The 24,194-nt window shown below is 56.4% G+C and carries 28 protein-coding genes and 2 tRNA genes; 17 read left to right on the forward strand and 13 right to left on the reverse strand.

Translation table 11 applies throughout. From position 1 onward, the window contains the following. Positions 1-54 precede the first annotated feature (54 nt). The 7 genes from RCH06_RS09675 to RCH06_RS09705 all read left to right on the forward strand — a co-directional run bounded on the left by RCH06_RS09675 (position 55) and on the right by RCH06_RS09705 (position 4,096). Entirely contained in the window at positions 55-1,395 is a 1,341-nt protein-coding gene (locus tag RCH06_RS09675; protein WP_327081252.1) for a CHASE3 domain-containing protein, read from the forward strand. 244 nt (positions 1,396-1,639) lie between these two features. After that, positions 1,640-1,780, forward strand: a complete 141-nt coding sequence (locus RCH06_RS09680) for a DUF1328 family protein (protein ID WP_327081253.1) — start codon at positions 1,640-1,642, stop codon at positions 1,778-1,780. Positions 1,781-1,856: 76 nt separating this feature from the next. Next, positions 1,857-2,255 (forward strand): hypothetical protein, encoded by a 399-nt coding sequence (locus tag RCH06_RS09685; RefSeq protein WP_327081254.1) that lies wholly within the window; start codon positions 1,857-1,859, stop codon positions 2,253-2,255. A gap of 55 nt (positions 2,256-2,310) precedes the next feature. Then, complete coding sequence (locus RCH06_RS09690; protein ID WP_327081255.1) at positions 2,311-2,676, forward strand: hypothetical protein; 366 nt, start codon at positions 2,311-2,313, stop codon at positions 2,674-2,676. Between the two features lie 24 nt (positions 2,677-2,700). Then, positions 2,701-3,147 carry a hypothetical protein gene (locus RCH06_RS09695; RefSeq protein ID WP_327081256.1) on the forward strand — a complete coding sequence of 149 codons (447 nt, stop codon included), beginning with the start codon at positions 2,701-2,703 and terminating at the stop codon, positions 3,145-3,147. 26 nt (positions 3,148-3,173) lie between these two features. Beyond that, positions 3,174-3,686: a ferritin-like domain-containing protein gene (locus RCH06_RS09700; RefSeq protein WP_442799636.1), complete on the forward strand. Its 513-nt coding sequence runs from the start codon at positions 3,174-3,176 to the stop codon at positions 3,684-3,686. A gap of 95 nt (positions 3,687-3,781) precedes the next feature. Then, complete coding sequence (locus RCH06_RS09705; RefSeq protein WP_327081258.1) at positions 3,782-4,096, forward strand: BON domain-containing protein; 315 nt, start codon at positions 3,782-3,784, stop codon at positions 4,094-4,096. A 203-nt stretch (positions 4,097-4,299) separates the two neighbouring features. On the opposite strand, the gene RCH06_RS09710 is transcribed toward RCH06_RS09705, so the two are convergent. The 8 genes from RCH06_RS09710 to hrcA all read right to left on the reverse strand — a co-directional run bounded on the left by RCH06_RS09710 (position 4,300) and on the right by hrcA (position 9,343). Continuing rightward, positions 4,300-4,851, reverse strand: a complete 552-nt coding sequence (locus tag RCH06_RS09710) for a BON domain-containing protein (RefSeq protein ID WP_327081259.1) — start codon at positions 4,849-4,851, stop codon at positions 4,300-4,302. A gap of 390 nt (positions 4,852-5,241) precedes the next feature. Further along, positions 5,242-6,075, reverse strand: coding sequence for a DUF429 domain-containing protein (locus RCH06_RS09715; RefSeq protein WP_327081260.1), 834 nt, complete (start codon positions 6,073-6,075; stop codon positions 5,242-5,244). Positions 6,076-6,133: 58 nt separating this feature from the next. Then, complete coding sequence (locus tag RCH06_RS09720) at positions 6,134-6,556, reverse strand: BLUF domain-containing protein (RefSeq protein ID WP_327081261.1); 423 nt, start codon at positions 6,554-6,556, stop codon at positions 6,134-6,136. Positions 6,557-6,566: 10 nt separating this feature from the next. Then, entirely contained in the window at positions 6,567-7,283 is a 717-nt protein-coding gene (gene folE / locus RCH06_RS09725) for a GTP cyclohydrolase I (RefSeq protein ID WP_327081262.1), read from the reverse strand. Between the two features lie 146 nt (positions 7,284-7,429). Then, positions 7,430-7,615 carry a hypothetical protein gene (locus RCH06_RS09730; protein ID WP_327081263.1) on the reverse strand — a complete coding sequence of 62 codons (186 nt, stop codon included), beginning with the start codon at positions 7,613-7,615 and terminating at the stop codon, positions 7,430-7,432. A 66-nt stretch (positions 7,616-7,681) separates the two neighbouring features. Next, a complete protein-coding gene (gene nudB, locus RCH06_RS09735) occupies positions 7,682-8,146 on the reverse strand; it encodes a dihydroneopterin triphosphate diphosphatase (RefSeq protein ID WP_327081264.1) in 465 nt (154 codons plus the stop codon). 81 nt (positions 8,147-8,227) lie between these two features. Continuing rightward, positions 8,228-8,304 (reverse strand) — tRNA-Ile (locus RCH06_RS09740). Between the two features lie 25 nt (positions 8,305-8,329). Beyond that, the gene (gene hrcA, locus RCH06_RS09745; RefSeq protein WP_327081265.1) at positions 8,330-9,343 is read right to left on the reverse strand and encodes a heat-inducible transcriptional repressor HrcA; all 1,014 of its coding nucleotides are present in this window, start codon (positions 9,341-9,343) and stop codon (positions 8,330-8,332) included. A 48-nt stretch (positions 9,344-9,391) separates the two neighbouring features. Here hrcA and RCH06_RS09750 point away from each other — a divergent pair, with 48 nt between their 5' ends. From RCH06_RS09750 to rapZ, 3 genes are all read left to right on the forward strand, one after another. Continuing rightward, positions 9,392-10,267: an NAD kinase gene (locus RCH06_RS09750; RefSeq protein ID WP_327081266.1), complete on the forward strand. Its 876-nt coding sequence runs from the start codon at positions 9,392-9,394 to the stop codon at positions 10,265-10,267. A gap of 36 nt (positions 10,268-10,303) precedes the next feature. Beyond that, positions 10,304-11,953 carry a DNA repair protein RecN gene (gene recN, locus RCH06_RS09755; RefSeq protein WP_327081267.1) on the forward strand — a complete coding sequence of 550 codons (1,650 nt, stop codon included), beginning with the start codon at positions 10,304-10,306 and terminating at the stop codon, positions 11,951-11,953. Positions 11,954-12,084: 131 nt separating this feature from the next. After that, complete coding sequence (gene rapZ / locus RCH06_RS09760; RefSeq protein ID WP_327081268.1) at positions 12,085-12,942, forward strand: RNase adapter RapZ; 858 nt, start codon at positions 12,085-12,087, stop codon at positions 12,940-12,942. A gap of 24 nt (positions 12,943-12,966) precedes the next feature. Here rapZ and mutY read toward each other — a convergent pair whose 3' ends face one another. From mutY to mutM, 3 genes are all read right to left on the reverse strand, one after another. Next, on the reverse strand, positions 12,967-14,046 hold the full coding sequence (gene mutY / locus RCH06_RS09765; RefSeq protein WP_327081269.1) for an A/G-specific adenine glycosylase: 1,080 nt from the start codon (positions 14,044-14,046) through the stop codon (positions 12,967-12,969). Positions 14,047-14,092: 46 nt separating this feature from the next. After that, on the reverse strand, positions 14,093-16,081 hold the full coding sequence (locus tag RCH06_RS09770; RefSeq protein ID WP_327081270.1) for a dynamin family protein: 1,989 nt from the start codon (positions 16,079-16,081) through the stop codon (positions 14,093-14,095). A 62-nt stretch (positions 16,082-16,143) separates the two neighbouring features. Then, positions 16,144-16,959 carry a bifunctional DNA-formamidopyrimidine glycosylase/DNA-(apurinic or apyrimidinic site) lyase gene (gene mutM, locus RCH06_RS09775; protein ID WP_327081271.1) on the reverse strand — a complete coding sequence of 272 codons (816 nt, stop codon included), beginning with the start codon at positions 16,957-16,959 and terminating at the stop codon, positions 16,144-16,146. Positions 16,960-17,069: 110 nt separating this feature from the next. Here mutM and RCH06_RS09780 point away from each other — a divergent pair, with 110 nt between their 5' ends. The 7 genes from RCH06_RS09780 to pth all read left to right on the forward strand — a co-directional run bounded on the left by RCH06_RS09780 (position 17,070) and on the right by pth (position 23,244). After that, positions 17,070-18,857, forward strand: a complete 1,788-nt coding sequence (locus RCH06_RS09780) for a tetratricopeptide repeat protein (protein ID WP_327081272.1) — start codon at positions 17,070-17,072, stop codon at positions 18,855-18,857. Positions 18,858-18,881: 24 nt separating this feature from the next. Then, a complete protein-coding gene (locus tag RCH06_RS09785) occupies positions 18,882-19,391 on the forward strand; it encodes an outer membrane lipoprotein LolB (RefSeq protein WP_327081273.1) in 510 nt (169 codons plus the stop codon). A 45-nt stretch (positions 19,392-19,436) separates the two neighbouring features. Continuing rightward, entirely contained in the window at positions 19,437-20,330 is an 894-nt protein-coding gene (gene ispE, locus RCH06_RS09790; protein ID WP_327081274.1) for a 4-(cytidine 5'-diphospho)-2-C-methyl-D-erythritol kinase, read from the forward strand. Positions 20,331-20,405: 75 nt separating this feature from the next. Beyond that, positions 20,406-20,482 (forward strand) — tRNA-Gln (locus tag RCH06_RS09795). A 218-nt stretch (positions 20,483-20,700) separates the two neighbouring features. Next, complete coding sequence (locus tag RCH06_RS09800) at positions 20,701-21,681, forward strand: ribose-phosphate pyrophosphokinase (RefSeq protein WP_327081275.1); 981 nt, start codon at positions 20,701-20,703, stop codon at positions 21,679-21,681. Positions 21,682-21,788: 107 nt separating this feature from the next. Continuing rightward, the gene (locus RCH06_RS09805; RefSeq protein WP_327081276.1) at positions 21,789-22,445 is read left to right on the forward strand and encodes a 50S ribosomal protein L25/general stress protein Ctc; all 657 of its coding nucleotides are present in this window, start codon (positions 21,789-21,791) and stop codon (positions 22,443-22,445) included. Positions 22,446-22,584: 139 nt separating this feature from the next. Continuing rightward, positions 22,585-23,244, forward strand: a complete 660-nt coding sequence (pth, locus tag RCH06_RS09810; RefSeq protein ID WP_327081277.1) for an aminoacyl-tRNA hydrolase — start codon at positions 22,585-22,587, stop codon at positions 23,242-23,244. Between the two features lie 97 nt (positions 23,245-23,341). On the opposite strand, the gene RCH06_RS09815 is transcribed toward pth, so the two are convergent. Then, positions 23,342-23,611, reverse strand: coding sequence for a YfhL family 4Fe-4S dicluster ferredoxin (locus RCH06_RS09815; protein WP_327081278.1), 270 nt, complete (start codon positions 23,609-23,611; stop codon positions 23,342-23,344). 2 nt (positions 23,612-23,613) lie between these two features. Further along, the gene (gene coaD / locus RCH06_RS09820; protein WP_327081279.1) at positions 23,614-24,111 is read right to left on the reverse strand and encodes a pantetheine-phosphate adenylyltransferase; all 498 of its coding nucleotides are present in this window, start codon (positions 24,109-24,111) and stop codon (positions 23,614-23,616) included. Positions 24,112-24,194: the final 83 nt, after the last annotated feature.

The raw sequence follows: 24,194 nt of genomic DNA on the forward strand, positions 1-24,194 counted from the left end.
TATCAGCGCTCATTATTGACGAGTTATTCATTGAAGTACTGATTGGAGCTTGCCTTGAAAAATTTTGCCCTGCCCAAGATGGCCATCAGCATGCCACTGGCCGTCTTGGCCGCAGCCTTTCTTATTTTCATCAACGAAGTCAGTTTTCAGCAGTCGACCACTGCGGTCGCCAACTTTGAGCAGGCTCAACAGACCCGCAACGCCATCAACCAGCTGATTCGTCAGGTGCTCGATGCGGAAACGGGTCAGCGGGGTTATTTGCTGACAGGGGACTTGCGCTACCTGGCGCCTTACCACGCGGCGGTAGGAGACATCAGCGAAAACCTTGACCTCTTGCGCAAGCTGTTCATTGCAGAACCGTCGCAACTTAACGACTTTGACATCCTGTCGCGTCATGTGTCGCAAAAGATGGCCGAGATGGACTTGAGCGTGCGCATGCGCAGGGATGGCAACGAAGATGGCTGGAAATTTGTCCTTACCACCGATGTGGGCAAGGAGCAGATGGATGCCATTCGTGAGCAATCGAGCAAACTTTCGGCGACCAGCATCCAGAAGATGGAAAAGGGACAAAGCCAGATCAAAAAAGCGCTGCAGCTGTCGCGCATCGGCATTGCCGCGACGGCACTGGTGGGGCTGCTGGCTTTTTACATGTACCTGATACAAACCAAAGTACTCCTTGCATCGGGCCAACGTGAGCAAGAGGCGCTAGAACGCGAACGTGATCTGCTTGAAAAACAGGTCAGAGACCGTACTGCCAGCCTGGCCGAACTGGCAACCCATTTGCAAAATGTGCGTGAAGACGAACGCGGCCATCTGGCACGCGAGCTGCACGATGAACTGGGAGCATTGCTGACGGCGGCAAAACTTGATGTTGCGCGGTTGAAGTCGCGACTGGCTGGAAACTTACCTGAAGCCCTGGAACGGCTTGAACACCTGACTCGCACCCTGAATACCGGCATTGCCCTGAAGCGCCGCATCGTGGAAGACTTGCGCCCGTCGTCCCTGTCCCACTTGGGCTTGGTAGCCTCACTGGAAATCCTGGCACGAGAATTTGAAGAACGATCCGGACTTTCTATCGCGACAGATCTTGAAACAGTAGAACTCGGTGGTGCAGCGCAACTCACTGTTTACCGGCTGGTTCAGGAGTCACTGACCAATATAGCCAAGTATGCCAATGCCACCCAAGTAGAGATCAGCCTGCATGACTTTGAGAGCTACATCAGCATTGACGTCAAGGACGACGGCCAAGGCTTCAAGGTGGAAAGCATCAGCCCTGGAAGCCACGGGCTGGCTGGAATGCGTCATCGTGTTGAAGCCGCTGGCGGCAAATTAACTGTGACCAGCACCGAAGGAGACGGCACCCAGGTGGGTGCGGTATTGCCGAAAGATGCATGAAAAAATTTAGCGTTCCCACACCCCGAAATCCAATTCAACCCAGCAAAACTGCGCGTAACAAAATGTCGTCTTTTTCCTACAAGGCAGCATCCAAGCCACTGACAGACGTATAGGTCTAAAGCTGATGAAGAGCTGCCGTGTCGTGGGTTAACCTACGTTGACCTAATTCAAAGAAGAATCGATATGCGAAAACCCATAAAAGCATAACAAGGATATCGAGATGCCTCATTAGTCAGTTGTCTTCTTGGTGATCACCCTGATTGCAGCTGTTTTCGGCTTCGGTGGCATCGCTGCTGGCGCTGCAGAGATTACCAAAATTCTTTTTTTTCTGTTCGCTATCATGGCCATAGTAAGTCTTGTGGTTAGCCCGACAAGGAAAGAATAATTTTTAAGTTACTCGTTTCACTTTTCAGCACTTTTTTTCTGCTATCTTTTTCATTTAACTACCAAGGAACCTAGACATGAATACCCCTTCAAACATTGCTCATGATGCTGCACCTGCAATTCGCAAAGCTTCAGACGACATGCTTCAATCTGCTGGCAAAGCGCTTGATACCACCCGCGAGCACGCCAACGATGCACTGGACAAGGCTGAAAGCAAGGTACGCGAATTGCGCGGCAGTGTCGACCCTGTAGTTGATATGCTGGCATCCAAAGCCCAAAAGTTGGCACGCCAAAGCCTGGACATGGCTTCAGAAGCCAAAGAGCGCGCAGAAAAATCTTTCAAGCAAGCCGCTGACGCCACCACGCGTTATGTCTCCGATCAGCCGATGCGCTCAGTGTTGATGGCCGCAGCTGTAGGTGCGACGGTAGCCTTGCTGGTTTCTGCATCGCGCCACCGCAATCGCAACCGTTATTGAAAACTGCGCCTGACCGCCCCTGACAACCGTCAATAACCAACCCGACTCCTTATTTATGCTGCATCCTCTTTTTTCAACGATTGTGCAAAGGCCGGATCTGGTCATGGACCATCTCTCAGCCTACGGCTCGTTGTTCCATAAAGAGGCCACAACCGCAGGTTCGGAGTTGTTGGCGCGCGTGGTGGCGGGCGTCGTGGCTATTTTGGCACTGGTGGTTTTTCTGGGTCTCTCCGGAACCGCCGTGATGCTGGGGCTTCTTCAGAATCAATTTCACTGGGCATTGGTAGCTGTGCCAGGCTTTGCGCTGGCCTTGTTGATTGTTGCTGTCATGATCGCTATGAAACCGCTCAAAAGTGAGCGATTTCCAGAGCTCAAAGCCCAGATTGACAGCGATGCGCAGGCATTGCGCACGGTTGCTTGAAGAGTTCTACGGAAAGACACTGGCATGGCCCCCCTTATCGAACTTACTCCTCAAGAGCGCTTGGCGATCAGCCGCAGGGCCATCATCAGGCACATGAACCGACATAGCCTTGAAGTCGATACTTTGGGTGATGAAGGTTTTGACGACTCAGATGAGCCTCGCCAAAATTCTGTCGGCACGATGGGCATCATCAAACATGCCATGCGCGTGTGGTGGCACCGCAATCCGGCCAGCACTGCCGTTGAACTGGCCAGCCCTCTGTTGGACGACTACGCAAAAGCACATCCCTTTAAACTGATCAGTATTTCAGCAGGTGTTGGTGCCGCAGTGGTTGTGATTCGGCCGTGGCGTATGGTTTCAACGGGTACCTTGCTGGCTGCAGCCATAAAGTCATCAGGCCTTACCAGCGCTCTGATCTCCATGCTTTCTTCTGTAGCCTATCACCCCCAAAACACGGACAAGACACCATGACTACAAAATCCAACGATTCAAGCGAAATGAAACTTGACCAAGCCGCACTCGATGCAGTGCGCACCAGTCTTGACCAAGGTGCGATTACACCGGCTTATGGCCCACATCGCGATGCCATCATCAAGCTGCTGAACGACGCACTGGCCACCGAACTGGTGTGTGTGCTACGCTACAAACGCCATCACTTTATGGCCAGTGGCGCATCGTCTCCCAAAATTGCCGAAGAGTTCATGGAGCACGCCAATGAAGAAGCGGGCCATGCAGACCGCATTGCCGAACGTATTGTGCAGCTGGGCGGCGAACCTGACTTTTCGCCTTCTACACTGCTGCAACGCAGTCACGCCGACTACAACGAATCCAATGATTTGAAAACCATGATTCGGGTCAATCTGGTCGCTGAGCGGATCGCCATTGAAGCCTACCGCCAGATGATCGCGCTGCTTGGAGACAAAGACCCCACAACCCGACGCATGCTGGAAGATATATTGGCAGTCGAAGAAGAGCATGCGGATGAGCTCAAGGACTGGCTGGACATTTAAAAACCAGGTGCAGGTTGATGAGCGTGGTGCCGCTGATCAACAGGCCTTTTAAACTTTGCACTAACTCAACTAAATCAACTCGAAGAGGAAACCCTATGAAATACGCTCGCGCAATCGCATTCGCCGCATTGGCCGGAATCACCATCATTGGCAGCGGCTGCGCCGTCGGGCGTGGTCAGCAGACCGCTGGTGCCTATGTCGATGATGCTGCCATTACGACGGCGGTCAAGGCCAAGTTCGCAGAAGACAAGACCGTGTCGGCGACCTCCATCAGCGTTGAAACGCTCAATGGCACCGTGCAATTGTCGGGTTTTGCCAAATCAGGCACCGAAAAAATGCAGGCTGACAACATTGCCCGTGGCGTGAAAAACGTCAAGAGCGTTCGCAACGACATCGTCGTTCGTCCTTAAGCGACTCTTGCAGTCTCTTGCACCGTCTGATAAAGACGGTGCAGATCAAGCAGGCAATGAACTTGTTCATTGCCTGCTTTTTTATGAGCGCTTGATTCGCCATCGCAAACCCATGCACCCATAAAAATCGGGCTACAGCCCGAAGTTTTTTAGCAGACGGCCCTGTACTTATTTCAAGCTACAGGCCGTTCAGAATGAAGTGGTCAAGCTGGTTTAACAATCAGCTTGTTGTCCACCGACAGTACACCGCTGAATTTTTTGGCAATCGCGCTAGCGCGTTCGCGCGCGGCTTCATTCGGGGCAGAGCCGTTCAAAGTGACTGCGCCATCCTTGGTATCCACATTAATTTTAAGAATGCTGAGGTCGGGATCTTTGCCCAGCTCTGCTGAAATCGCCGTGCTGATAGCCATATCGTCCATTTTTTCAACGGCTTTACCGGCGACCTCTTTTGCAGAAGACTCGGCATTTTGCGTAGCATCTTTCAATGCGGCGCCTGCATTGGCAAATGTTTCTTCAGTTTTGGCTTTGACCTGGGACGCCGATTGCTCGGTTTTCAGCTTGGCCTCTTCTGCAGCCTGCCCGGTTTTGGCAATGGCCGAATCGAGTTTTTGACCTGCAGTCTGATTGTCGTCCTGCTTGCCACAAGCGCTTAATGCAAGCGCCAGCGTGAGTGATGTGAGCACAAGCAGCGGCGTATTGAGGCGACTGGGTTTGTTGGTTGGACGATTGGATACGTGCAAAATTTGAGTGTTCATGGTGATTTCCTATTCTTGAGTTCGGTCTACTCAAAGACCGAATATTTGCCGGGAAAGGTTGACACAGCGCCTTTGAGGCAGGTCGGCTTGACTCTAGCTTGTGGACGACCTTCAGGTAGTGCGCATCTGCCGAAGTGGCCGTAGGATAAAAGACAGAGTTGTATTCTTGGATAAAGTAAAACATGTTGAATGCTATTAATTTTATAGCTATATACGCCCGTCTATACTGCACAAAGCCAATATTTCATGCATAAAACGGTGTCATCACATTCATCTGACGCATGAAGGCATAAAAGAAGATTTTCTCGTGATCAATAGCGCTTGGGGAAAGCCGCTTGCAATTGAAGTGTGCGCATCAGGCTGGGCAGTGCCCGCCCCGTACTCTGCCTTTCAGGTCGTCACAATCCAGCCTTCAAGCGAATCCATCTCGGCAGGCAACCCATAAGCCGGCGCGCCCTGCCCTGCAGCCCACGCTGCTTGCAACAGGCACAACACGGCATCCAGACTGTCGCCGCTGGCATCATCGACCAGCGCGTCTCGCTGGGCATGACTGACTTTGAGGCGCAGGCCGAGCCGGTTTTGGCCGTGCTCCAACGCAGTAATCAAGTCCTTGCGGGCAATCAAACGCTCGGGCGTCTGTTTGGCCTTGTCATCGCTTTTGTAAGAACGGTTTCCCAGCACTTCGCGCGCCAGCATGCCCGGATAACCTTCCAGCGCAACGCGCCGGATGTCACCGTCGTGAAGGCCAGGCAGATGAACGTCGGCAGCCAGCAGTCGCGGCACGCCAGCATGCAGCATGTACGCCACCGGTGGATTGACCCACTTCATGGATGGACTGGAGCCAGCGGGCTTGTCGGTGCTGCGGTGAGCAAATTTGTGGCCGGCCGGACGTGCATCGCAAAACGCAGCAAAAGTGTTGCGTATCTCAGGCCGGCTCAGGCTTGCATAGTGGCGCATCAACTCAAGCCATTGCGTGGGCCAGCCTAGGTGCATGACCAGCTCGCGCGGCAGGCCGAAGGGAAAGTCAAAAGCGCCTGTCCACGCACGTTCTTGGCGCAGCCACTGCTCAAAGCTGTCAAGCGAATCCAGCCGCTCCAGATTGGCCAGCACCACGCGCCCTTTGAGCGCGCTGCCTGTGGCCATCATGATGGGCTTGCGGCGGCTCGGACTGGATGAAAAGTCGCAGCCGACCAGAAGTTCGGAAATAGCAGCCCGTGTACTCATCTTGACGCTTTACCCGCAGTGCGTAGCGTGTCGCACTGGCAAGGCAAATGGGGATTTCTCAGGCGCGGCCGATGATGGCGGCTGTGGCCATCAATTCTTCCAGCAATGCCAGTGATACCTTGCCCGAAGCCAAATACGGATCGAGTTCGGCTTTTTCCGAGTATTTGAGCAAAATGGAATGGTTCAACTTGAGCAGGTTGACCGTTCCCATCGTCCAGCCGCCAAAGCGGCGTTCGGAAATTTCTTCATAGTCCAGCAACACCACATCTTTATGACGCAGGTCTTTCTGGATGTGGCCGTAAAGCTCATTGACGGCCATGCGGCCGCCTTCAATCGCCTGCAGGAAAATTCCGCCCCCGTAGCAAAGAATGCCGGTAATACCGCAGGTCGGGTTGTACTGGCGGGACTGGGCCAAAATCGCTTCAATCGCGCTGGCGCCGGTGTCTACAGCGCGGCTGGCGTACAGCAAACGTACCAACATGATTTGATCCTTAGCGTGGAATGAGCGCGAGAAATTCACGGCGCAGGGTTGAATCTTTCAAAAACACGCCGCGCATGACCGAGTTGATCATCTTGCTGTCCATGTCTTTGACGCCGCGCCAGGCCATGCAGTAGTGGCTCGCTTCCATCACAATGGCAAGACCGTCAGGCTGGGTTTTTTCCATGATCAGGTCGGCCAATTGCACCACCGCCTCTTCCTGGATCTGCGGACGGCCCATCACCCACTCGGCCAAACGCGCATATTTGGAAAGGCCAATCACATTGGTGTGTTCGTTGGGCATGATACCGATCCAGATTCTCCCGATGACCGGGCAAAAATGGTGCGAGCAGGCGCTGCGAACGGTAATCGGCCCGACGATCATCAACTCATTGAGATGCTCGGCGTTGGGGAATTCGGTAATTCTGGGTGGCGCGACATAGCGGCCATTGAATACCTCTTTGAGGTACATTTTTGCGACCCGGCGCGCCGTATTGCCCGTGTTGTGGTCGCCGACGGTGTCGATCACCATGCTGTCGAGCACGCCCTGCATCTTGACTTCCACCTCGTCGAGCAACAGTTCGAGTTCACCCGGCTCAATAAATTCGGCGATGTTGTCATTGGCATTGAAACGCTTGCGCGCCAGCACCAGGCGTTCGCGAATCTTGACCGATACAGGCGTTCCTTCATCAGTCACGTCTTGGGGATGCGTAGTAGTTTTCATAAGCATGTTGGATATTACCAGCCTGCCAAAAACCGCTCTGACCGCCTGTTTATAGACCTTTCAGGCCCCATGCGCTTTACCTGCCTGCGTATCCAGCTATGTATTCAATAGCAAAGGTTTGCGACTGATGGTGCGCTGACCTGCAAGAAGCGTCAATAACGCTGACCCGTCAACAGCAGCGCCAGCCGCATCAAGGCATAGGCGACCCCGCCCTGCCCACGCATGACCAGAGAGCGCTGGCTATAAGCTGCCGCATCAAGGCGCTGTCCGCGGTGGGCCACGGCTTCATGCACACAAGCACGCAGTTGCCCGGCAAAGGCTTTGTCCTTGATTACCACGTTGGCTTCGCGTGCCAGCAGTATTCAGCGCACTCTCTGAACAGCAGCGCAAAGCTTCAGCGCGCTTTAATCCTTTGAATCCACGAACCTCGGCAACAGCAAAACAGCCTCGGCATTGGAGGGCGAAAAGCAGGTATCGGCAGCAGTCCGATACGGCAGCCACTGCCAGGCAATGTGTTCACTCGGACTGAGCGTGACAGCGCAGGTCGTTGGCACGGTCAGACCGAATACATGCTCTGCGTTGCGCGTGACACCGGGCGCATAACGGTGCCGCCAGGCCGGGTAAATGTCGTACACATTTATCAAGCCCCAGTCGCGCAGTTGGGCCGGCGTGGCCGCAATGCCGGTTTCTTCAAATACCTCGCGCCGCGCTGTCTCGGCCAAGGGTTCGTCCAAAGCATCCCTGGAGCCCGTGACACTCTGCCAAAACCCCGCATGGCCGACACGCTCAATCAGCAGCACGTCAAGTTGTGGCGTGTAAATGACGACCAGTACGGATTCAGGAATTTTGAAGAGGCTGGCTTGGGTCATGGTGAATTATTGCGGTTTGAGCAAACGCAGCCCATAAAAAAGCCTGCTACTTTGTAAGCAGCAGGCTTTCCATATCTAGCGTGGTAGGGCGTCACAGACTTGAACTGTGGACCAAAGGATTATGAGTCCTCTGCTCTAACCAACTGAGCTAACGCCCCATGCCACCGGCAGATTGTAGTGGCTCTATTTGCTGTGGCTCAGGGCGGTGCTGACCAGTTTGGACGTGATGTCGACAATATGGATCATTTTTTCGTACGGCATGCGCATCGGGCCAATCACGCCCAACGTTCCCACGACCTGCCCGTCGACTTCGTAAGGTGCGGTGACCACCGACAGTTCCTGATACGGAATGACCTGGCTTTCGCCGCCGATGTAAATCCGCACGCCCTCTGCCCGGCTGGACACATCGAGCAGGCGCATCAGTTGCGCTTTCTGCTCAAACAGGTCAAACAACTTGCGAAGATTGCCCATGTCGCTGGAAAAATCACTGATGGCCAGCAGGTTGCGCTCGCCGGAAACGACAACCTCGTCGCGTGACTCGATGGCTTCTGAGCTGACCAGCACCGCTTCCTGCATCAAGGTGGCAATTTCGCCCCTGAGCGCTTCGACTTCATTTTTCAGGCGCTCGCGCACTTCTTCTATCGCCATGCCGGCATAGTGCGAATTAAGAAAATTCGACGCCTCAACCAGTTGCGAAGCGGTGTAGTCGGCCTCGGTAAAGATGACGCGGTTTTGCACATCGCCGTCCGGGGAAACAATGATGACAAGAAACCGCTTTTCAGACAGGCGTAAAAACTCGATGTGTTTGAACACCGAAGTGCGGCGCGGCGCCATCACCACGCCCACAAACTGCGACAGGCTCGACAGCATGTGGGCTGCGTTGCTGATGACTTTCTGGGGCTGATCCGGTGCGATACGCGCCATGTGCGAGGCAGCCGAGAACGGATCGCGCTGCGTGGTGAGCATGGTATCGACGAACAGGCGATAGCCTCTGGCGGTGGGAATGCGGCCCGCAGAGGTGTGCGGGCTGACGATCAGGCCCATATCCTCCAAGTCGCTCATCACATTGCGGATGGTGGCGGGCGACAGTTCAAGGCCTGAAGCCTTGGACAGCGTACGTGAGCCGACCGGGTGGCCATCGGCAATATAGCGCTCAACGAGCGCTTTCAACAACAAACGGGCACGACTATCAAGCATGGGAACATTTTACGAAGCTTGCAAAGAATGTTGTGATGTAATTTGACGATGAAGTCGCAATTCCGCCATGTCGCCCTGATCGGCAAATACAACGCCCAAGGCTCTCGTTCCGCACTGGAGGACATTGCGCAGTTTCTGGGCACCCAGGGCTGCGAGGTCACGCTTGAGGAAGACACCGCCCGCAATACCGGTTTGAGCCAGTTTCCTACCCTTAATGCAGCCGGAATCGGCGCTCACTGCGATCTGGCGCTGGTCGTGGGCGGCGACGGCACCATGCTGGGCATTGGTCGCCAGCTGGCTCAATTTGGCGTGCCCGTGGTGGGCATCAATCAGGGGCGGCTCGGCTTCATCACTGACATCGCCTTTGAAGACTATCAGGACACGCTCAAACCCATGCTGCGCGGCGAGTACGAAGAAGACCGGCGCGGCATGATGACAGCCAAGGTCATGCGCGACGGTCACTGCGTTTTCAGCGCAACGGCCATGAACGATGTCGTGGTCAATCGCGGCGCGACTTCCGGCATGGTCGAATTGCGCGTTGAAGTCGATGGCCGCTTTGTGGCCAACCAGCGTGCCGACGGCTTGATCATTGCGTCGCCGACCGGCTCCACCGCTTACGCGCTGTCTGCGGGCGGCCCGATGCTGCATCCTTCCATCGCCGGCTGGGTGTTGGTGCCCATTGCCCCCCATACCTTGTCAAATCGGCCTATCGTGCTGTCTGACTCAGGGGAGATAGCTATCGAAGTTGTAGCAGGCAGGGATGCGAGCGCAAGTTTTGACATGCAGTCGCTGGCCAGCTTGCTGCACGGCGACCGGATCGTCGTCAGGCGGTCGGAGTTCCAGATGCGTTTTCTGCATCCCAAGGGCTGGAGCTACTTCGATACCTTGCGTAAAAAACTGCACTGGAATGAAGGCGTGGCCTGAGCGCACACGGCTTCGCCGCCTGATCTGGATGGAGTCATGAGCCTTAAAAGCATTAGCCTGCGCGATTTCGTCATCGTCCGCGAAATGAACCTCGATTTGACAGATGGATTTACGGCGCTCACAGGAGAAACCGGCGCCGGCAAATCGATCTTGATTGGCGCTTTGCAACTGGTGCTAGGCGCACGCTCGGATGCCGGCGTGGTCCGCGAAGGCGCTGCCCGCTGCGAAATCAGCGCAGAATTTGACAGCCCGGCGCGGCTGACACCGTGGCTGGAGCAAGCCGGCCTTGAAGCGTGTGAAACCCTGCTGCTGCGCCGCACGGTCGATGCGCAGGGAAAAAGCCGGGCCTGGATCAACGGCAGCGCCGTCACCGCCACCCAACTCAAGGAATTCGCGGGCCAGCTGGTTGATATTCATGGTCAGCATGCATGGCAAAGCCTGACACGCCCCGAGGCCGTTCGCGGCCTGCTGGACTCTTATGCCCAGGTTTCCTCCGAAGCGTTGTCTTTGCTCTGGCAGCAATGGCGTCAGGCGCAGAAAGCACTGACCCAGGCACAAGGCGCACAAGACAGCCTGCTGCGTGACCGGGAACGGCTGGCATGGCAAATTGGCGAGCTGGAAAAGCTGGCCCCTGACGCCGGCGAATGGGAAGAGCTCAATACGCAGCACGGACGGTTGTCAAACGTCCAGGCTTTGCGCGAAGCGGTGCAGACTGCGGTCGATGCCTTGCAGGAAGCCGACGACAACGCGGCCACGCTGCTTTCCCGCGCCATCAGCTCACTACAAAATCAGGAGCACATAGAGCCCGAATTCAAAGCGCTTACCGAGCTTTTGAACGCGGCACTGGCACAAATGGAAGATGCCGTGCATTCCTTGCGCGGCTATGCAAGGCACGCCGAACTGGAGCCACAGCGGCTGGCCGAACTCGATGAACGTCTGGGCCAATGGGTCAGCCTGGCACGCCGCTACAAACGCAAGCCGGCCGAGCTGCCTGAATTGCTGGCGTCCTGGCAGCTGGAACTGCATCAGCTTGATAAAGCGGCGGACCTGGTCCAGCTTGAAAAAAATGAAGCCCACGCCCAAGCGGCTTATTTGCAAGAGGCGCAGCAGGTTTCCACTCTGCGCAGCCAATCCGCGCCCCTGTTGTCTCACGCCATTACGCAGGCCATGCAGGAGCTGGGCATGCGGGGCGGCAGGTTTGAAGTCGTACTGATGCCGCTGGAGCAGCCAGCGCAGCATGGGCTGGAGCAGGCCGAGTTTCTGGTCGCTGGCCACAGCGGCAGCACGCCCCGACCGGTTTCAAAAGTCGCCTCGGGCGGCGAACTCTCGCGCATTGCCTTGGCCATTGCCGTGACCACCAGCCAGCTGGGACAGGCACAGACACTGATTTTTGATGAAGTCGATTCCGGCGTGGGCGGCGCGGTGGCGCAAACCGTGGGCCGGCTCATGAGGCAGCTTGGCAAAGACCGGCAGGTCATGACCGTCACGCATTTGCCGCAAGTGGCGGCCTTTGCCGACCATCACCTTGTTGTCGCCAAACGATCCGAACAAGGCATCACGTTCAGCACCGTCGAGCATGTCACAGGCGAGCAGCGCGTGAACGAAGTTGCCCGCATGCTGGGCGGGGAACAACTTTCTGGCGCCACGCTGGCGCACGCCAAAGAAATGCTCGAGCAATGCCCTTAAGACCCTGTTTGCTGGCGGGCGTTGAGTACGATAGGGCGCATGAATACATGGCTTCAACTCTCTTCAGCTGGACACTTTCCGGGCGCTTTTAAGGCTGGCCTGGCGGCACTCACAACGGCGAGGTGCACAACATGGAAATAATCCTGATTACCGGAATGTCGGGCTCCGGAAAGTCGGTCGCCCTGCATGCGCTTGAAGACTCGGGCTATTACTGCGTAGACAACCTGCCGCCCGAGTTACTGTCGTCTTTTGTCGCACTCAAGCGACCGCACAATGCCTCCAAGCTGGCCATTGCGATGGATGTCAGAAGCGCCACTTCCCTGCCGCTGGTTCCGCAGCAACTCAAGGAATTGCAGGGGCAAGGTGTCAGCATACAGTCCTTGTTTCTGGATGCAGATACCGAAACGCTGGTGCGGCGCTTTTCAGAAACCCGGCGGCTCCATCCACTGTCCAGAGTGGACGCTACTGACCAGCACAGGGCGCTGGAAGTAGCCATAGAACTGGAGCGCGACCTGCTTGCCGAGATGCGCGAGCAGGCGCATGTCATCGACACCAGCAAGATCCGCTCGGCACAGTTGCAGGGCTATGTGAAGTCGTTAGTCCAGAATCCAAGTCGTCAGCTGACGCTGGTTTTTGAATCGTTTGCCTTCAAACGCGGCGTTCCGCTGGACTCCAACTATGTGTTTGACGTACGGATGCTCCCCAACCCGCATTACGAAGCAGGCTTGCGACAGCTGACCGGCAGGGACCAGCCCGTTATCGACTTCCTCAAGACGCAGCCAGAAGTCGATGACATGTTCAGGCATATCGAGCAATTCCTGAACCACTGGCTGCAGGCGCTGGTGCGGGACCATCGCAGTTATGTCACCGTAGCCATTGGCTGCACGGGTGGCCAGCATCGCTCGGTCTATCTGGTCGAAGCGCTGGTGGCGGCTTTTGCCAAGGACTGGCCCACCTTGAAACGGCATCGTGAACTTGAAGCGCGCTGAACGATCTGGCCCCTTTGCATCGATTCAGGAAGGTGCATCCTGCGTGAGCAGTTTTCGGATCGGCGCGGGCAAACCCAGTTCCGGCCATGCCGCCGGACTGAACCACGCCGCAGGACACGCTTCCGAAACCATTGTCTCGGGCATCGCCTGATCGGCCTGAAAGCCGGCAATCCACGGTGACAAGTGCAAATCCTTGTGGGTCAGCACATGCACAAATTTGGGCAGGGCTTCAAACCGCCCGTCCAGGCTTTCGGGCAGCTGCGACTTGAGGTCTTCATCGCTGGCAAACACAGGCAAGCAATAAAGCCCGCCCCAGATGCCGGTTGCCGGACGTTTTTCCAGCCATACCGAGCCGTCAGGCTTTTGTGCCCATAACAAACTCAAGGCCTGCGCACTGCGTTTGAGTTTTCGGGTCTTGACCGGGTATTTCTCGGGCTCGCCACTGGCAAGGCCCAGACACATCTTCTGCACCGGGCAAAGCAGGCACTTGGGTTGCCGGCTGCTGCAGAGCGTGGCACCCAGATCCATCAGCCCCTGCGTGTAGCGCGGCATGGTTTGGGCCAGATTTTCATGCGGCAGCAGCTCAGTGGCTTGATTCCAGAGCGCACGCTCATTGGCGCTTTGTGCCAGATCGGCAGAAAAACCCAGCACCCGCGCCAACACCCGTTTGACGTTTCCGTCAAGAATCGCCACGCGTTCAGCAAAGCAAAAAGACGCGATGGCAGCGGCCGTCGAGCGACCGATGCCCGGCAGCGTTTGCAACTGCCCGGCTGAGCGCGGAAACTGCCCGCCGTGCAATGCCATCACGTCTTGCGCGCAACGATGCAGATTGCGTGCGCGGCTGTAGTAGCCCAGACCGCTCCACAAGGCCAGCACCTCATCCTGCGATGCAGCCGCCAGGTCGCTGACGGTGGGGAAACGCTGCAAAAACCGGTCGTAATACGCCAGCACCGTCGCCACCTGCGTCTGCTGAAGCATGATCTCTGACAACCAGACCCGATACGGATCGCGCGTGTTTTGCCAAGGCAGGCTGTTGCGCCCATGCGTCTGTTGCCAATGCACGATCTCGGCAGAAAATTCGGAAAGCGCGACAGGAGTCAGCATGGGCAGACTGCCTGCACACGGCGCGAAGGGTCAAAAATAAAATTCATCAAACTGCCTTTTCCGGCTCAGCCACGGCGACGGGCACTGAAGCCACAGGGGATGACTGCGCTGCGCCATGCAAAGGTCGTAGTTCCAGAAGGTCAGCTGTCAATTCTTCCAGTTTGGCCTCCATTTCCTTGAGTTGGTTTTCCTGATCGTTCATTTCGCTGATTCGTGCATCGAGCCCCGACGCCGCCTGCTGGATTCGCTCAATCGCTTCAAGTCGGCGCTCAAAATTGCGACGCCTCTCACGCAGCTGTGTATCGAGTTGCGCCAATGCTGACTTGTTCCATAGTTGCACTTCTGACAAAGCGGTCTCAAATACCATCCGCACACGGCTGCTCAACGCACGCCCCAACCGCTCTACAAACTCTGTCTGCACCAGCCGGAATACATTACCCAAGCCGAAATACTGCAAGTGGCTGCGTTCTATCAGTTCCAGGTCTTGCAGATACCGGCTCATCTCGGGCGCCTTAGGAACTTGCAGCGAAAAGCCGTAACTGGCATTAATGTGCCGGAACGAGGTGTCCAGCATGGACTGGATGGTGCCCATCAGTTCCTGCGCTTTTTGCAAACTTTCGCGCAGCCGCGAAAAAGTGTCGCCGTATATTTTTTTCACACGCAGCTTGATTCCGGGCTGCTTCAGTGCAGTCATCAGCCCAATGAGTTCAGCCTTGAGCGCGGGCATACTCAGCAAAGTGACCACCTCATCCAGAACGGTGAGATGAACCGAGCGAGCGGCATGGATTTTTACGTTACCGGTAGAAAAATCAGTCTGCTCCTGCTCGACGCGGGTACGCATGAGCTTGATGACCGAAACGTTTTTACCCTTCAAGCCGCGCAGTTCCAGCAGCTGCTCGACCTGATCGCGCCGACGCACGCGCAGCACGCGTCCGGCTTCACTTTTAAGCGCCCCAATGCCGGCAGCGACCGCAGTCTGCAGGATTTTCTGGCGCTGCCCCATCACGCCCTGCCCCAGAGCCAGTTCAAGTGCGGGCAACTGGCTGGCCTGCAGCAATGCCGCGTCACCCGTCACTTTGGCCACCAGCCCTTTTTGCGCCGATACCGGAAGCACGTGAGATACAGGCAAGCCCAATATGTCAGCCGACGTCAGCCTTTGGCGGTCAATTTGCGCTTGTACCTGCTCCGGCGTGCTCAAGGCGTCCCATAAAGTATCAATTTTGTTGAGCACCACCAGACGGTTGTCGTCGCCATCGCTCCCGGCTACCAGGTGTTCCCGCCAGATGGAAAGGTCGGATTTGGTAACGCCCGTGTCGGCCGCCAAAATAAACACCACCGCATGCGCCTGCGGAATCAGGCTTACCGTCAGTTCAGGCTCTGCGCCAATGGCGTTCAGCCCCGGCGTATCCAGAATCACCAGCCCCTGTTTGAGCAGCGGGTGCGCAATATTGATCAATGCATGCCGCCATCGGGGCACTTCAATCAAGCCGTCGGGGCCGGTGGGCGGGTTGTCTTCAGGGTTGTTGTCATGCCAAAAACCGAGCGCCCGGGCTTCGTCCTGGGTTACATGCCGAACTTCGGACACTTTCTGAAGCGCCTGTGCCAGTTGCGCCGAATCATCGACATCCAGGCCAATCTGCTGCCATTTTTCGGGCGCCATGCGCCACTCCATCAGCGCCTGCGGTTGCAGCCGAGTTTCAATCGGCAACAGGCGAAGGCAAGGCGGTATGTCGGCGTCATAACCCAGCTCGGTCGGGCACATGGTGGTTCGGCCAGCGCTGGCGGGCATGATGCGCCGCCCATACCCTGAAAAGAAAATGGCATTGATCAGCTCGGATTTTCCGCGTGAAAACTCCGCCACAAAAGCCACCATCACCTTGTCGGCGCGCACCTGCGACTCCAGCCGCTGCAAGCGCTCTTCGACAACCGTATTGAGCACGTCGTTCGCCTTCATCCATTGACCAAGCTGTTTCAGCCTTGATGCAAATTCCTGTCGCCAGATGCCGTGCTGATCAAATTGTTCATTAAAAGACATGCGCCGCCGTCATAAAGTTATCAAACCAATATATCACCGGCAATTTCTACAGGCGCAAGGGCTCAGGGCTTCTGGCAATGAGCGCAATAGAAAGTCGAGCGTTGACCCTGCCGAATACCTTTGATGGGCGCTGCGCACACCTTGCAGGGCAAACCGGCCCGGTCATAGACCATGGCATCAAGCTGAAAGTGACCGGCCTCGCCATCGGCATTGGAGAAATCCCGCAAGGTGCTCCCGCCTTTGGCCACGGCTTGGGTCAAGACCTGCCGGATGGCTTGGCGAAGCCGCGCAGCGCGCGGTTTGCTGATGCGAAGTGCGGGAGTTGCAGGCCGAATGCCGGCCAGAAACAGGACTTCTGACGCATAGATATTGCCGACCCCCACTACCACCTGTCCCTCAAGCAAAACCTGCTTGATCGCCGTCTTGCGGCCCTGCAGCGCCTGATGAAATACAAGCGCGTCAAACTCATCGCCAAGCGGTTCCACCCCCAGCCGGCCCAGCAGTTTTTGCGCCACCGGATCATCTTCGCCGCTGACATACACCACGGCGCCGAAGCGGCGTGGGTCATGCAGGCGCAAGGTACCCAGACTGGTCACCATGTCAAAGTGGTCATGCTTGCCCACTGGTTGCAGGTGCAGGCCAAAACTCACGCTGCCCGACATGCCCAGATGCATCAGCAGTAAACCCCCACTCAAGTCAATCAACAGGTATTTACCCCGGCGGCGCACCGTTTTGATGTGCTGCCCGGTCAAGGTCTGTGCCTCACAGCCCAGTGGCCAGCGCAGGGGTTTTCCCATCACGACGGCTTCGATGCGTGCGCCGGCAATACGTCCGGCAAAGCTCAGGCGAGTGACTTCAACTTCGGGCAGTTCCGGCATGGCTTTAGAAACCCTTCAGGTAAACAAGTGACTTGCCAACGCATCCCCGTGGAGTTCCCTGTCAGGTCAAGGGCGAAGCGTCGGGTGGAAGCTTCAATTATCATGGTCTGATGAAGAAAAAACTTGGTGTTGCTTTCGCTTGCCTGTGGATGGCGGCTCCATGGGCGCTGGCACAGCCCACCCCACCCAAATCCACTGCGCCCGCCGCACCTTCTAGCTTGATAAAGGACAAGGCTGCGCAGGCATCCGCGCCGTTATCGTCGCTTGACAGCAACCTGTTTTACGAATTGCTGGTAGGCGAGATCAGGGCGCAGGAGGGCGAGCCTTCCATCGGGTTTTCATTGCTGCTGGACGCCGCCCGAAAAACCGGCGATGTGCAGCTTTACCAGCGGGCGACCGAAATTGCCCTGCAGGCACGTTCCGGCGATGCGGCACTGCAAGCAGCCATGGCCTGGAAGCAGGCTGTGCCGGCGTCACGCGATGCAAACCGCTATGTGCTGCAGATACTGATTGCACTGAACCGCATTGCCGACACGCTACAGCCGCTGAAAACCGAACTCAGGATGGCGCCCGATGCAGAGCGCGGCGCCGCAATCAACGCGCTGCCGCGTGCCTATTCCCGCGCCAGCGACCGCAAGCTCGCCAGCAGCGTAGTGGAAGACGCCTTGGCTGACTATCTTTCCCAACCGGAAATCGGCAGCGTCGCCTGGACGACGGTTGGGCGCATGCGGCTGGCCGCCGGCGACAACCTGGGCGCACTTGATGCAGCCAGGCGCGGTCAAGCCCTAGATGCGCGCGCCGAAGGCCCGATCGTGCTGGCGCTTGAATTGATGGATCCAAAAATGCCGGAAGCCGAAGCGCTGGCCCAAAAATACCTGGATGACCAAGACAGCAACGCCAAGGCAATTCCCGAAATCCGCATGATTTATGCCCGCATCCTGCTCGATGCGCAGCGCTACGCCGAAGCCACGGCTCAGTTGCAGCGCGTGACGCAAGACCAGCCTGACTACCCCGAAGGCTGGATGATTCTGGGTTCGCTGCAATTGCAGGAAAACCAGCTGGCGCTGGCCCAAGCTTCGCTGGAGCGCTATATTGCGCTGGTCCAAAAAGCACCAAAGAATCAAGCCGACACCGGCTTGGCGCAGGCTTATTTGTCGCTTTCGCAATTGGCTGAAAAACGCAAGGACTATGCGGCCGCAGAAAGCTGGCTCAGCAAGATTGAAAACTCGGGTGACCTGGCGCAAGCCCAAACCCGGCGCGCCTCCATTTTGGCAAGCCAGGGCAAACTCGAAGAAGGCCGCAACCTGATTCGCCAGCTGCCCGAACGCACCCCCCAAGAAGCCCGACTGAAACTCAACGCTGAAGTCGGCCTGCTCAGGGAATTCAAGCAATATCGCCAGGCCTATGACGTGCTGGCGCAGGCGCTGGTGAAAACACCCGACGACACCGACCTGCTCTACGAGCAATCCATGCTGACTGAAAAGCTGGGGCAGCTCGATGAAATGGAGCGCCTGCTGCGCCGGATCATCCAGCTCAAGCCAGACTATCACCATGCCTACAATGCCCTCGGCTATTCGTTGGCAGACCGCAATATTCGCCTGCCAGAGGCGCGTGAACTAATCCTCAAAGCGGTGCAATTCGCACCCGCCGACCCCTTTATCAAGGACAGTCTGGGATGGGTCGAGTTTCGTTTGGGCAACAAGCCCGAAGCGGCGCAAATTTTTGCGGCCGCCTACAAAGCCAGGCCCGATGCCGAAATTGCCGCGCATTACGGCGAAGTACTCTGGAGCCTGGATCAGCGCGACCGCGCCCTGGCCATCTGGAAGGAAGGCCAGTTGATCAATCCAGACAACGAAACACTGCGCGGTACGCTCAAACGTTTCAACATAAAGCCTTAATAAAGCCTCACCCCAGGAACCGACTTGCACTTCACCAACCGACTGCGATTTTTTCTGCTTCACAGCCTGCTGTTTGCTACTTTTTTAATAGCTGGTTGCGCCCACCCTATAAGCGGTAAAGCACAAAGTGACTCCTTAAAAGAGTTTTGGACAGGCCGAATCAGCCTGAACATAAAAAGTGAACCAGCACAGTCTTTCTCAGCGGGTTTTGAGCTTAAAGGCAAGCCCGAGCGCGGCGAGCTGACCTTGATAAGTCCTCTGGGTAACGTACTGGGCGTTCTGCGCTGGTCACCCGGCGAAGCGGAGCTGGATTCAGGCAATCAGAAAATCCAGCGTTTCGATTCGGTCGATGCCTTGATGGCGCAAGCCACGGGGGCAGCCGTGCCCTTGACTGCGCTGTTCGCCTGGCTTCAAGGCGACAACGCCAATATCAGCGGCTGGTCGGCCGATTTGTCGCGGCATGACGAAGGCCGAATTTTGGCAAAAAGATCACAGCCCACCCCCGAGGCTGATCTTCGCATCGTGCTGGACTGATAAATTCCTACGGTTTCATTTCCGCAGTTTTTTGAAAATTCAAACGTGACCCAACTTGCCCAATTTTCGAGCCCGCTCAGGGCGCTGTACGACGTGCCTGCGCCGGCCAAGCTCAACCTGTTTTTGCACATCACAGGACGCCGGCCCGATGGCTATCACCTGCTGCAATCGGTCTTTATGCTGATTGACTGGTGCGACACGCTGCATTTTGAGTTGCGCAACGACGGGCAAATCAGCCGCACCGATCTGAACCCTGCTGCAGACACTAATACTGAGGCGTTGCCCGCCGACGACCTGGCGGTACGGGCGGCGCGAGCCTTGCAAGCGGCCTGCGGCACTTCGCTGGGCGTTCACATCAGCCTGGAAAAAAATATTCCATCGCAGGCCGGCATGGGCGGCGGCTCCTCCGATGCAGCCAGTTGCCTGATGGCGCTGCAGCGGCTGTGGGGCGTGCGGATTCCCCCTGAAAAGCTACGTACCCTGGCCCTTTCGCTGGGCGCAGACGTCCCTTTTTTCCTCTCAGGCGGTCATGCCTGGGTGGAAGGAATTGGCGAGAAAATCACACCCATTACGCTGCCTGCGGCTCAGTTTTTGGTGGTCAAACCAGCCGCCGGAGTTTCGACTCAAGATATTTTCACTTCATGTGGCCTTAAACGTGATTCAGAGACTGCTACAATACTAGGCTTTGCTGCATACGCTGATAATCAAGTCTTCGGATTTGGTCATAACGACTTGCAGCCGGTAGCGCAGAAGATATGTCCGCAAATTAGCCAGTCACTTGTCTGGTTAGAATCGCAACAACTTCAGGGACGCATGACCGGCTCTGGAAGTGCTGTATTTGCACAGATGGTTGACGATGTTGATCTTTCGGTAGCCCCCGGCAACTGGATCATCCGCAAATGCAAAAATCTGGAAATGCATCCTCTGATCGGTTGGTAAAATACCGGGTCTTGAGAATATGTTTGCAAGCAACAAGTTATAGGTCGGTTGTTGGCAACAACAATTGTCCTGTGTAGGGGTGTCGCCAAGTTGGTTAAGGCACTGGATTTTGATTCCAGCATTCGCAGGTTCGAATCCTTCCACCCCTGCCAAATTTCCAGATCTGCCAAGCGCAGGTCTGTGTTGACAAAGATCCGCAAGATGCATGAATCTGCGGATCCCCCAGACCCGCAAAGTGGCGGGTCTGTGTATTTTGGAGCAGCTGTAGCGGCACTCACTGCCAAGTCCGCTTTGTACCTTGTTCCCGTGCGTATTTTGCTTCGATAAAAACATTCACCCACTTCAAAGTCCGACAGCAGCCGGGCGACACATGCAAATGCACCATCCCGACTTCATGGTTTTCACCGGCAATGCCAATCCTGGTCTGGCCGAAGAAATTGCCCAGAACCTTGGCATCTCCCTGGGCGCTGCCCATGTGGGACGGTTTTCGGATGGTGAAGTCACTGTTGAAATCCAGCAGAACGTCCGAGCCCGCGATGTGTTTGTCGTGCAGTCCACCTGTGCACCCACCAACGACAACCTGATGGAATTGCTGATCATGGTGGACGCGCTCAAGCGCTCATCGGCTGATCAGATTGCTGCCGTCATTCCTTACTTCGGTTATGCCCGCCAAGATCGTCGCCCACGTTCGGCACGCGTTCCCATCACCGCCAAGGTGGTCGCCAACATGCTGCAGGCCGTCGGCGTCACCCGCGTTTTGACGATGGACCTGCATGCCGACCAGATCCAGGGGTTTTTTGACATCCCAGTGGACAACATTTATGCCTCGCCCGTGTTGTTGGGCGACCTGCGCCAGAAAAACTACACCGATTTAATGGTGGTATCGCCCGATGTCGGCGGCGTGGTGCGTGCCCGTGCGCTGGCCAAGCAGCTCGGCTGCGACATGGCCATCATCGACAAACGTCGCCCGAAGGCCAATGTGTCCGAAGTGATGCATGTCATTGGCGACATCGAAGGGCGCAACTGCGTGATCATGGACGACATGATCGATACCGCCGGCACGCTGGTCAAGGCGGCTGAAGTGCTCAAGGAGCGCGGCGCCAAAAAAGTTTACGCCTACTGCACCCATCCGATTTTCTCGGGCCCAGCCATTGAACGCATCACCCAAGGCGATGCGCTCGACGAAGTCGTGGTCACCAACACGATTCCGCTGAACGCGAATGCGCTGGCCTGCAAAAAAATTCGCCAGCTCTCCGTGGCACCGCTGATCGCTGAAACCATGCAGCGCATCGCCAAGGGAGAGTCGGTCATGAGTTTGTTTTCTGATCAAGACCAGCCTGATTTGATCTAGAGCAATAGCCGACTGCACAGCCCAAAAACCTGCGGGTTTTTGCGGTTTTAGCAGTCTTTTTAACGTCAGGGTGAACTGGTCGCGGTCCACCCGTTTTGGAGAAGATTATGAAATTCGTCGCTTTTGAACGCGCAAAGCAGGGCACGGGTGCGAGCCGCCGTCTCCGCATCACCGGCCGCACGCCCGGTATTGTTTACGGTGGTACGGCCGAACCCGTCCTGATCGAAATCGATCACAACACCTTGTGGCACGCCATCAAGAAAGAAGCTTTCCACGGCGCCATCCTTGAGATGGAGCTTAGCGGCAAGGACCACAAAGTTCTGCTGCGCGACCTGCAAATGCACCCGTACAAGCAGCAAGTTCTGCACATCGACTTCCAGCGCGTTGAAGCCCGCACCCGCATGACCGTGAAAGTGCCAGTGCATTACAGCGGTGAAGAAGAATCCCCGGCTGTCAAGACGGAAAACTGCATCGTCAACCATGTGTTGACCGAGATGACCGTATCCTGCTTCCCAGCTGACATTCCTGAATTCATCGCCGTCGATCTGAGCGGCCTGACCAAGAGCAGCTCGCTGCGCGTCAAGGACGTTGTGCTGCCAAAGAAAGTAAAAGCCGTTGCCAAAGGCCAGGTCAATCCGGTCATGGTGTCGGTCACGCCAATCGTCGAAGAAGTCGAAGCCGCACCTGTCGAGGCTGTGGATCCAAAAGCCAAGCCAGGCGCAAAGGGCGGCAAGCCCGCAGCAAAACCTGCAGCCAAGAAGTAATTCCCGGCTTGCGGCATCGGCCTGAAAAGGCCGTGTCCAGGAAATTGGCCCTTATCCTTTAACGAGGTTGAGGGCCTTTTTTATGCGCGCAGCCTTCTGCTACGCTACACCGCCCTCCCCACTCTTTTCTTCGCAAAACATGATCAAACTGTTTGTCGGCCTGGGCAACCCCGGCCCCGAGTACGAAGCCACGCGCCACAATGCGGGTTTCTGGTGGATAGACGCGCTGTCGCGTGAATTGAAGGCACCGCTCAGCCTGGACAAGAACTACCACGGCCAGGTCGCCCGCACCACCCTCAACGGCCAGACGGTGTGGCTGCTCAAGCCGCTGACCTTCATGAACCTGTCCGGGAAATCAGTCGCGGCACTGGCACGATTTTTCAAGGTTCTGCCCAGCGAAGTGCTGGTGGCGCACGACGAACTCGACATCGTTCCGGGCCAGGTCAAGCTCAAGTTCGGCGGCAGCCATGCCGGCCACAACGGTTTGCGTGACATTCATGCGCAACTCGGCTCAGCCGATTACTGGCGTTTACGCATTGGTGTGGGCCACCCGGGCGTCAAAGCGGAGGTCATCAACTGGGTGCTGAAAAAACCATCGCAGGAACACCGCGTTGCGATTGAAGAATGCATTGATCGCTCAATGAAAGCAGTGCCTGAACTGTTGAAGGGCGAGATGGAAAAAGCCACGATGATGATTCATACCAGTCAGCCGCCGCGCCCCAAACCACCCCGGCCAGCTACAGCGCCGACAACTTCAACGGCGAATCAGCCAGTGAACGAAAACTCGAAATCTGCTTGATTTTGCTATTACTTTAATAGCTGGTTACGCCCGACGGTATTGCGCCAGCGGCTTATTTAATCATTAAATTGATATGTAACCTGCGATGCTTGCCGCATCAGCGAACCACCACCACCGGAATCACGGCTTGCAGCCGATGGTATTTTTCCCAGAGCGTTTCCCGGGTTTCGCGGTGCTGCGAATCGACCGGAATGCAGGCCACCGGGCAAACCTGCACACACTGCGGTTCGTCAAAATGGCCGACACATTCGGTGCATTTGTTCGGGTCAATCTCGTAGATTTCCTTGCCCAAGTAAATCGCCTCGTTCGGGCATTCAGGCTCGCACACGTCGCAGTTGATGCATTCGTCGGTAATCAGTAAAGCCATCGTCAAGCTCCCTTTGTGGCGTGGACGGCGGCCAGCGCAGCCGCAACGGACGGACTCACCATCTGCGCCACACTGCCGCCGAGCTTGCTGATCTCGCGCACCAGCGTGCTGCTGATGCAGGCCATCGGTGCATCGGGCAACAAGAAAACGGTTTCGACCTGCGGACGCAGCTTGCGGTTCATGGCGGCCATTTGCGCTTCGTAATCAAAGTCGGTCAGGTTGCGGATGCCGCGCACGACAGCGCAGGCATTTTGCGCAGCGCAAAAATCCATGATCAGCCCGTCGAATGGCAACACTTTGACGCCCGCTATGCTTTTAGTAGCTTGCTCCACTTGCTGCACGCGCGCTTCGAGCGAAAACAATGTTTTTTTGTGGTGCGCAATCGCCACGGCGATGATCAGCTGGTCAAACAGTCCGGCCGCGCGGCGCACAACGTCGTCGTGGCCGAGCGTGAAGGGATCAAAAGTACCGGAATAAACAGCGATGCGGGGGATGGACATGGGGGAATTATGCCCCGACCCCTTTTTGTGCCGCCCGGCCCGTTCCGTAACCCTGAAGGCGGCACGGGCGGTTTACGGCAAAT

Source organism: Polaromonas sp. CG_9.5 (genome assembly GCF_035984465.1).
In the GTDB taxonomy this organism is placed as follows: Bacteria; Pseudomonadota; Gammaproteobacteria; order Burkholderiales; family Burkholderiaceae_C; genus Polaromonas.

Coding starts and splice junctions, on each gene's coding strand:
- RCH06_RS09685 (WP_327081254.1), top strand. CDS start 1,857: ATGAATACCCCTTCAAACATTGCTCATGATGCTGCACCTGCAATTCGC.
- RCH06_RS09690 (WP_327081255.1), top strand. CDS start 2,311: ATGCTGCATCCTCTTTTTTCAACGATTGTGCAAAGGCCGGATCTGGTC.
- RCH06_RS09695 (WP_327081256.1), top strand. CDS start 2,701: ATGGCCCCCCTTATCGAACTTACTCCTCAAGAGCGCTTGGCGATCAGC.
- RCH06_RS09700 (WP_442799636.1), top strand. CDS start 3,174: ATGAAACTTGACCAAGCCGCACTCGATGCAGTGCGCACCAGTCTTGAC.
- RCH06_RS09705 (WP_327081258.1), top strand. CDS start 3,782: ATGAAATACGCTCGCGCAATCGCATTCGCCGCATTGGCCGGAATCACC.
- RCH06_RS09710 (WP_327081259.1), bottom strand. CDS start 4,851: ATGAACACTCAAATTTTGCACGTATCCAATCGTCCAACCAACAAACCC.
- RCH06_RS09715 (WP_327081260.1), bottom strand. CDS start 6,075: ATGAGTACACGGGCTGCTATTTCCGAACTTCTGGTCGGCTGCGACTTT.
- RCH06_RS09720 (WP_327081261.1), bottom strand. CDS start 6,556: ATGTTGGTACGTTTGCTGTACGCCAGCCGCGCTGTAGACACCGGCGCC.
- folE (WP_327081262.1), bottom strand. CDS start 7,283: ATGCTTATGAAAACTACTACGCATCCCCAAGACGTGACTGATGAAGGA.
- nudB (WP_327081264.1), bottom strand. CDS start 8,146: ATGACCCAAGCCAGCCTCTTCAAAATTCCTGAATCCGTACTGGTCGTC.
- hrcA (WP_327081265.1), bottom strand. CDS start 9,343: ATGCTTGATAGTCGTGCCCGTTTGTTGTTGAAAGCGCTCGTTGAGCGC.
- RCH06_RS09750 (WP_327081266.1), top strand. CDS start 9,392: ATGAAGTCGCAATTCCGCCATGTCGCCCTGATCGGCAAATACAACGCC.
- recN (WP_327081267.1), top strand. CDS start 10,304: ATGAGCCTTAAAAGCATTAGCCTGCGCGATTTCGTCATCGTCCGCGAA.
- rapZ (WP_327081268.1), top strand. CDS start 12,085: ATGGAAATAATCCTGATTACCGGAATGTCGGGCTCCGGAAAGTCGGTC.
- mutY (WP_327081269.1), bottom strand. CDS start 14,046: ATGCTGACTCCTGTCGCGCTTTCCGAATTTTCTGCCGAGATCGTGCAT.
- RCH06_RS09770 (WP_327081270.1), bottom strand. CDS start 16,081: ATGTCTTTTAATGAACAATTTGATCAGCACGGCATCTGGCGACAGGAA.
- mutM (WP_327081271.1), bottom strand. CDS start 16,959: ATGCCGGAACTGCCCGAAGTTGAAGTCACTCGCCTGAGCTTTGCCGGA.
- RCH06_RS09780 (WP_327081272.1), top strand. CDS start 17,070: ATGAAGAAAAAACTTGGTGTTGCTTTCGCTTGCCTGTGGATGGCGGCT.
- RCH06_RS09800 (WP_327081275.1), top strand. CDS start 20,701: ATGCAAATGCACCATCCCGACTTCATGGTTTTCACCGGCAATGCCAAT.
- RCH06_RS09805 (WP_327081276.1), top strand. CDS start 21,789: ATGAAATTCGTCGCTTTTGAACGCGCAAAGCAGGGCACGGGTGCGAGC.
- pth (WP_327081277.1), top strand. CDS start 22,585: ATGATCAAACTGTTTGTCGGCCTGGGCAACCCCGGCCCCGAGTACGAA.
- RCH06_RS09815 (WP_327081278.1), bottom strand. CDS start 23,611: ATGGCTTTACTGATTACCGACGAATGCATCAACTGCGACGTGTGCGAG.
- coaD (WP_327081279.1), bottom strand. CDS start 24,111: ATGTCCATCCCCCGCATCGCTGTTTATTCCGGTACTTTTGATCCCTTC.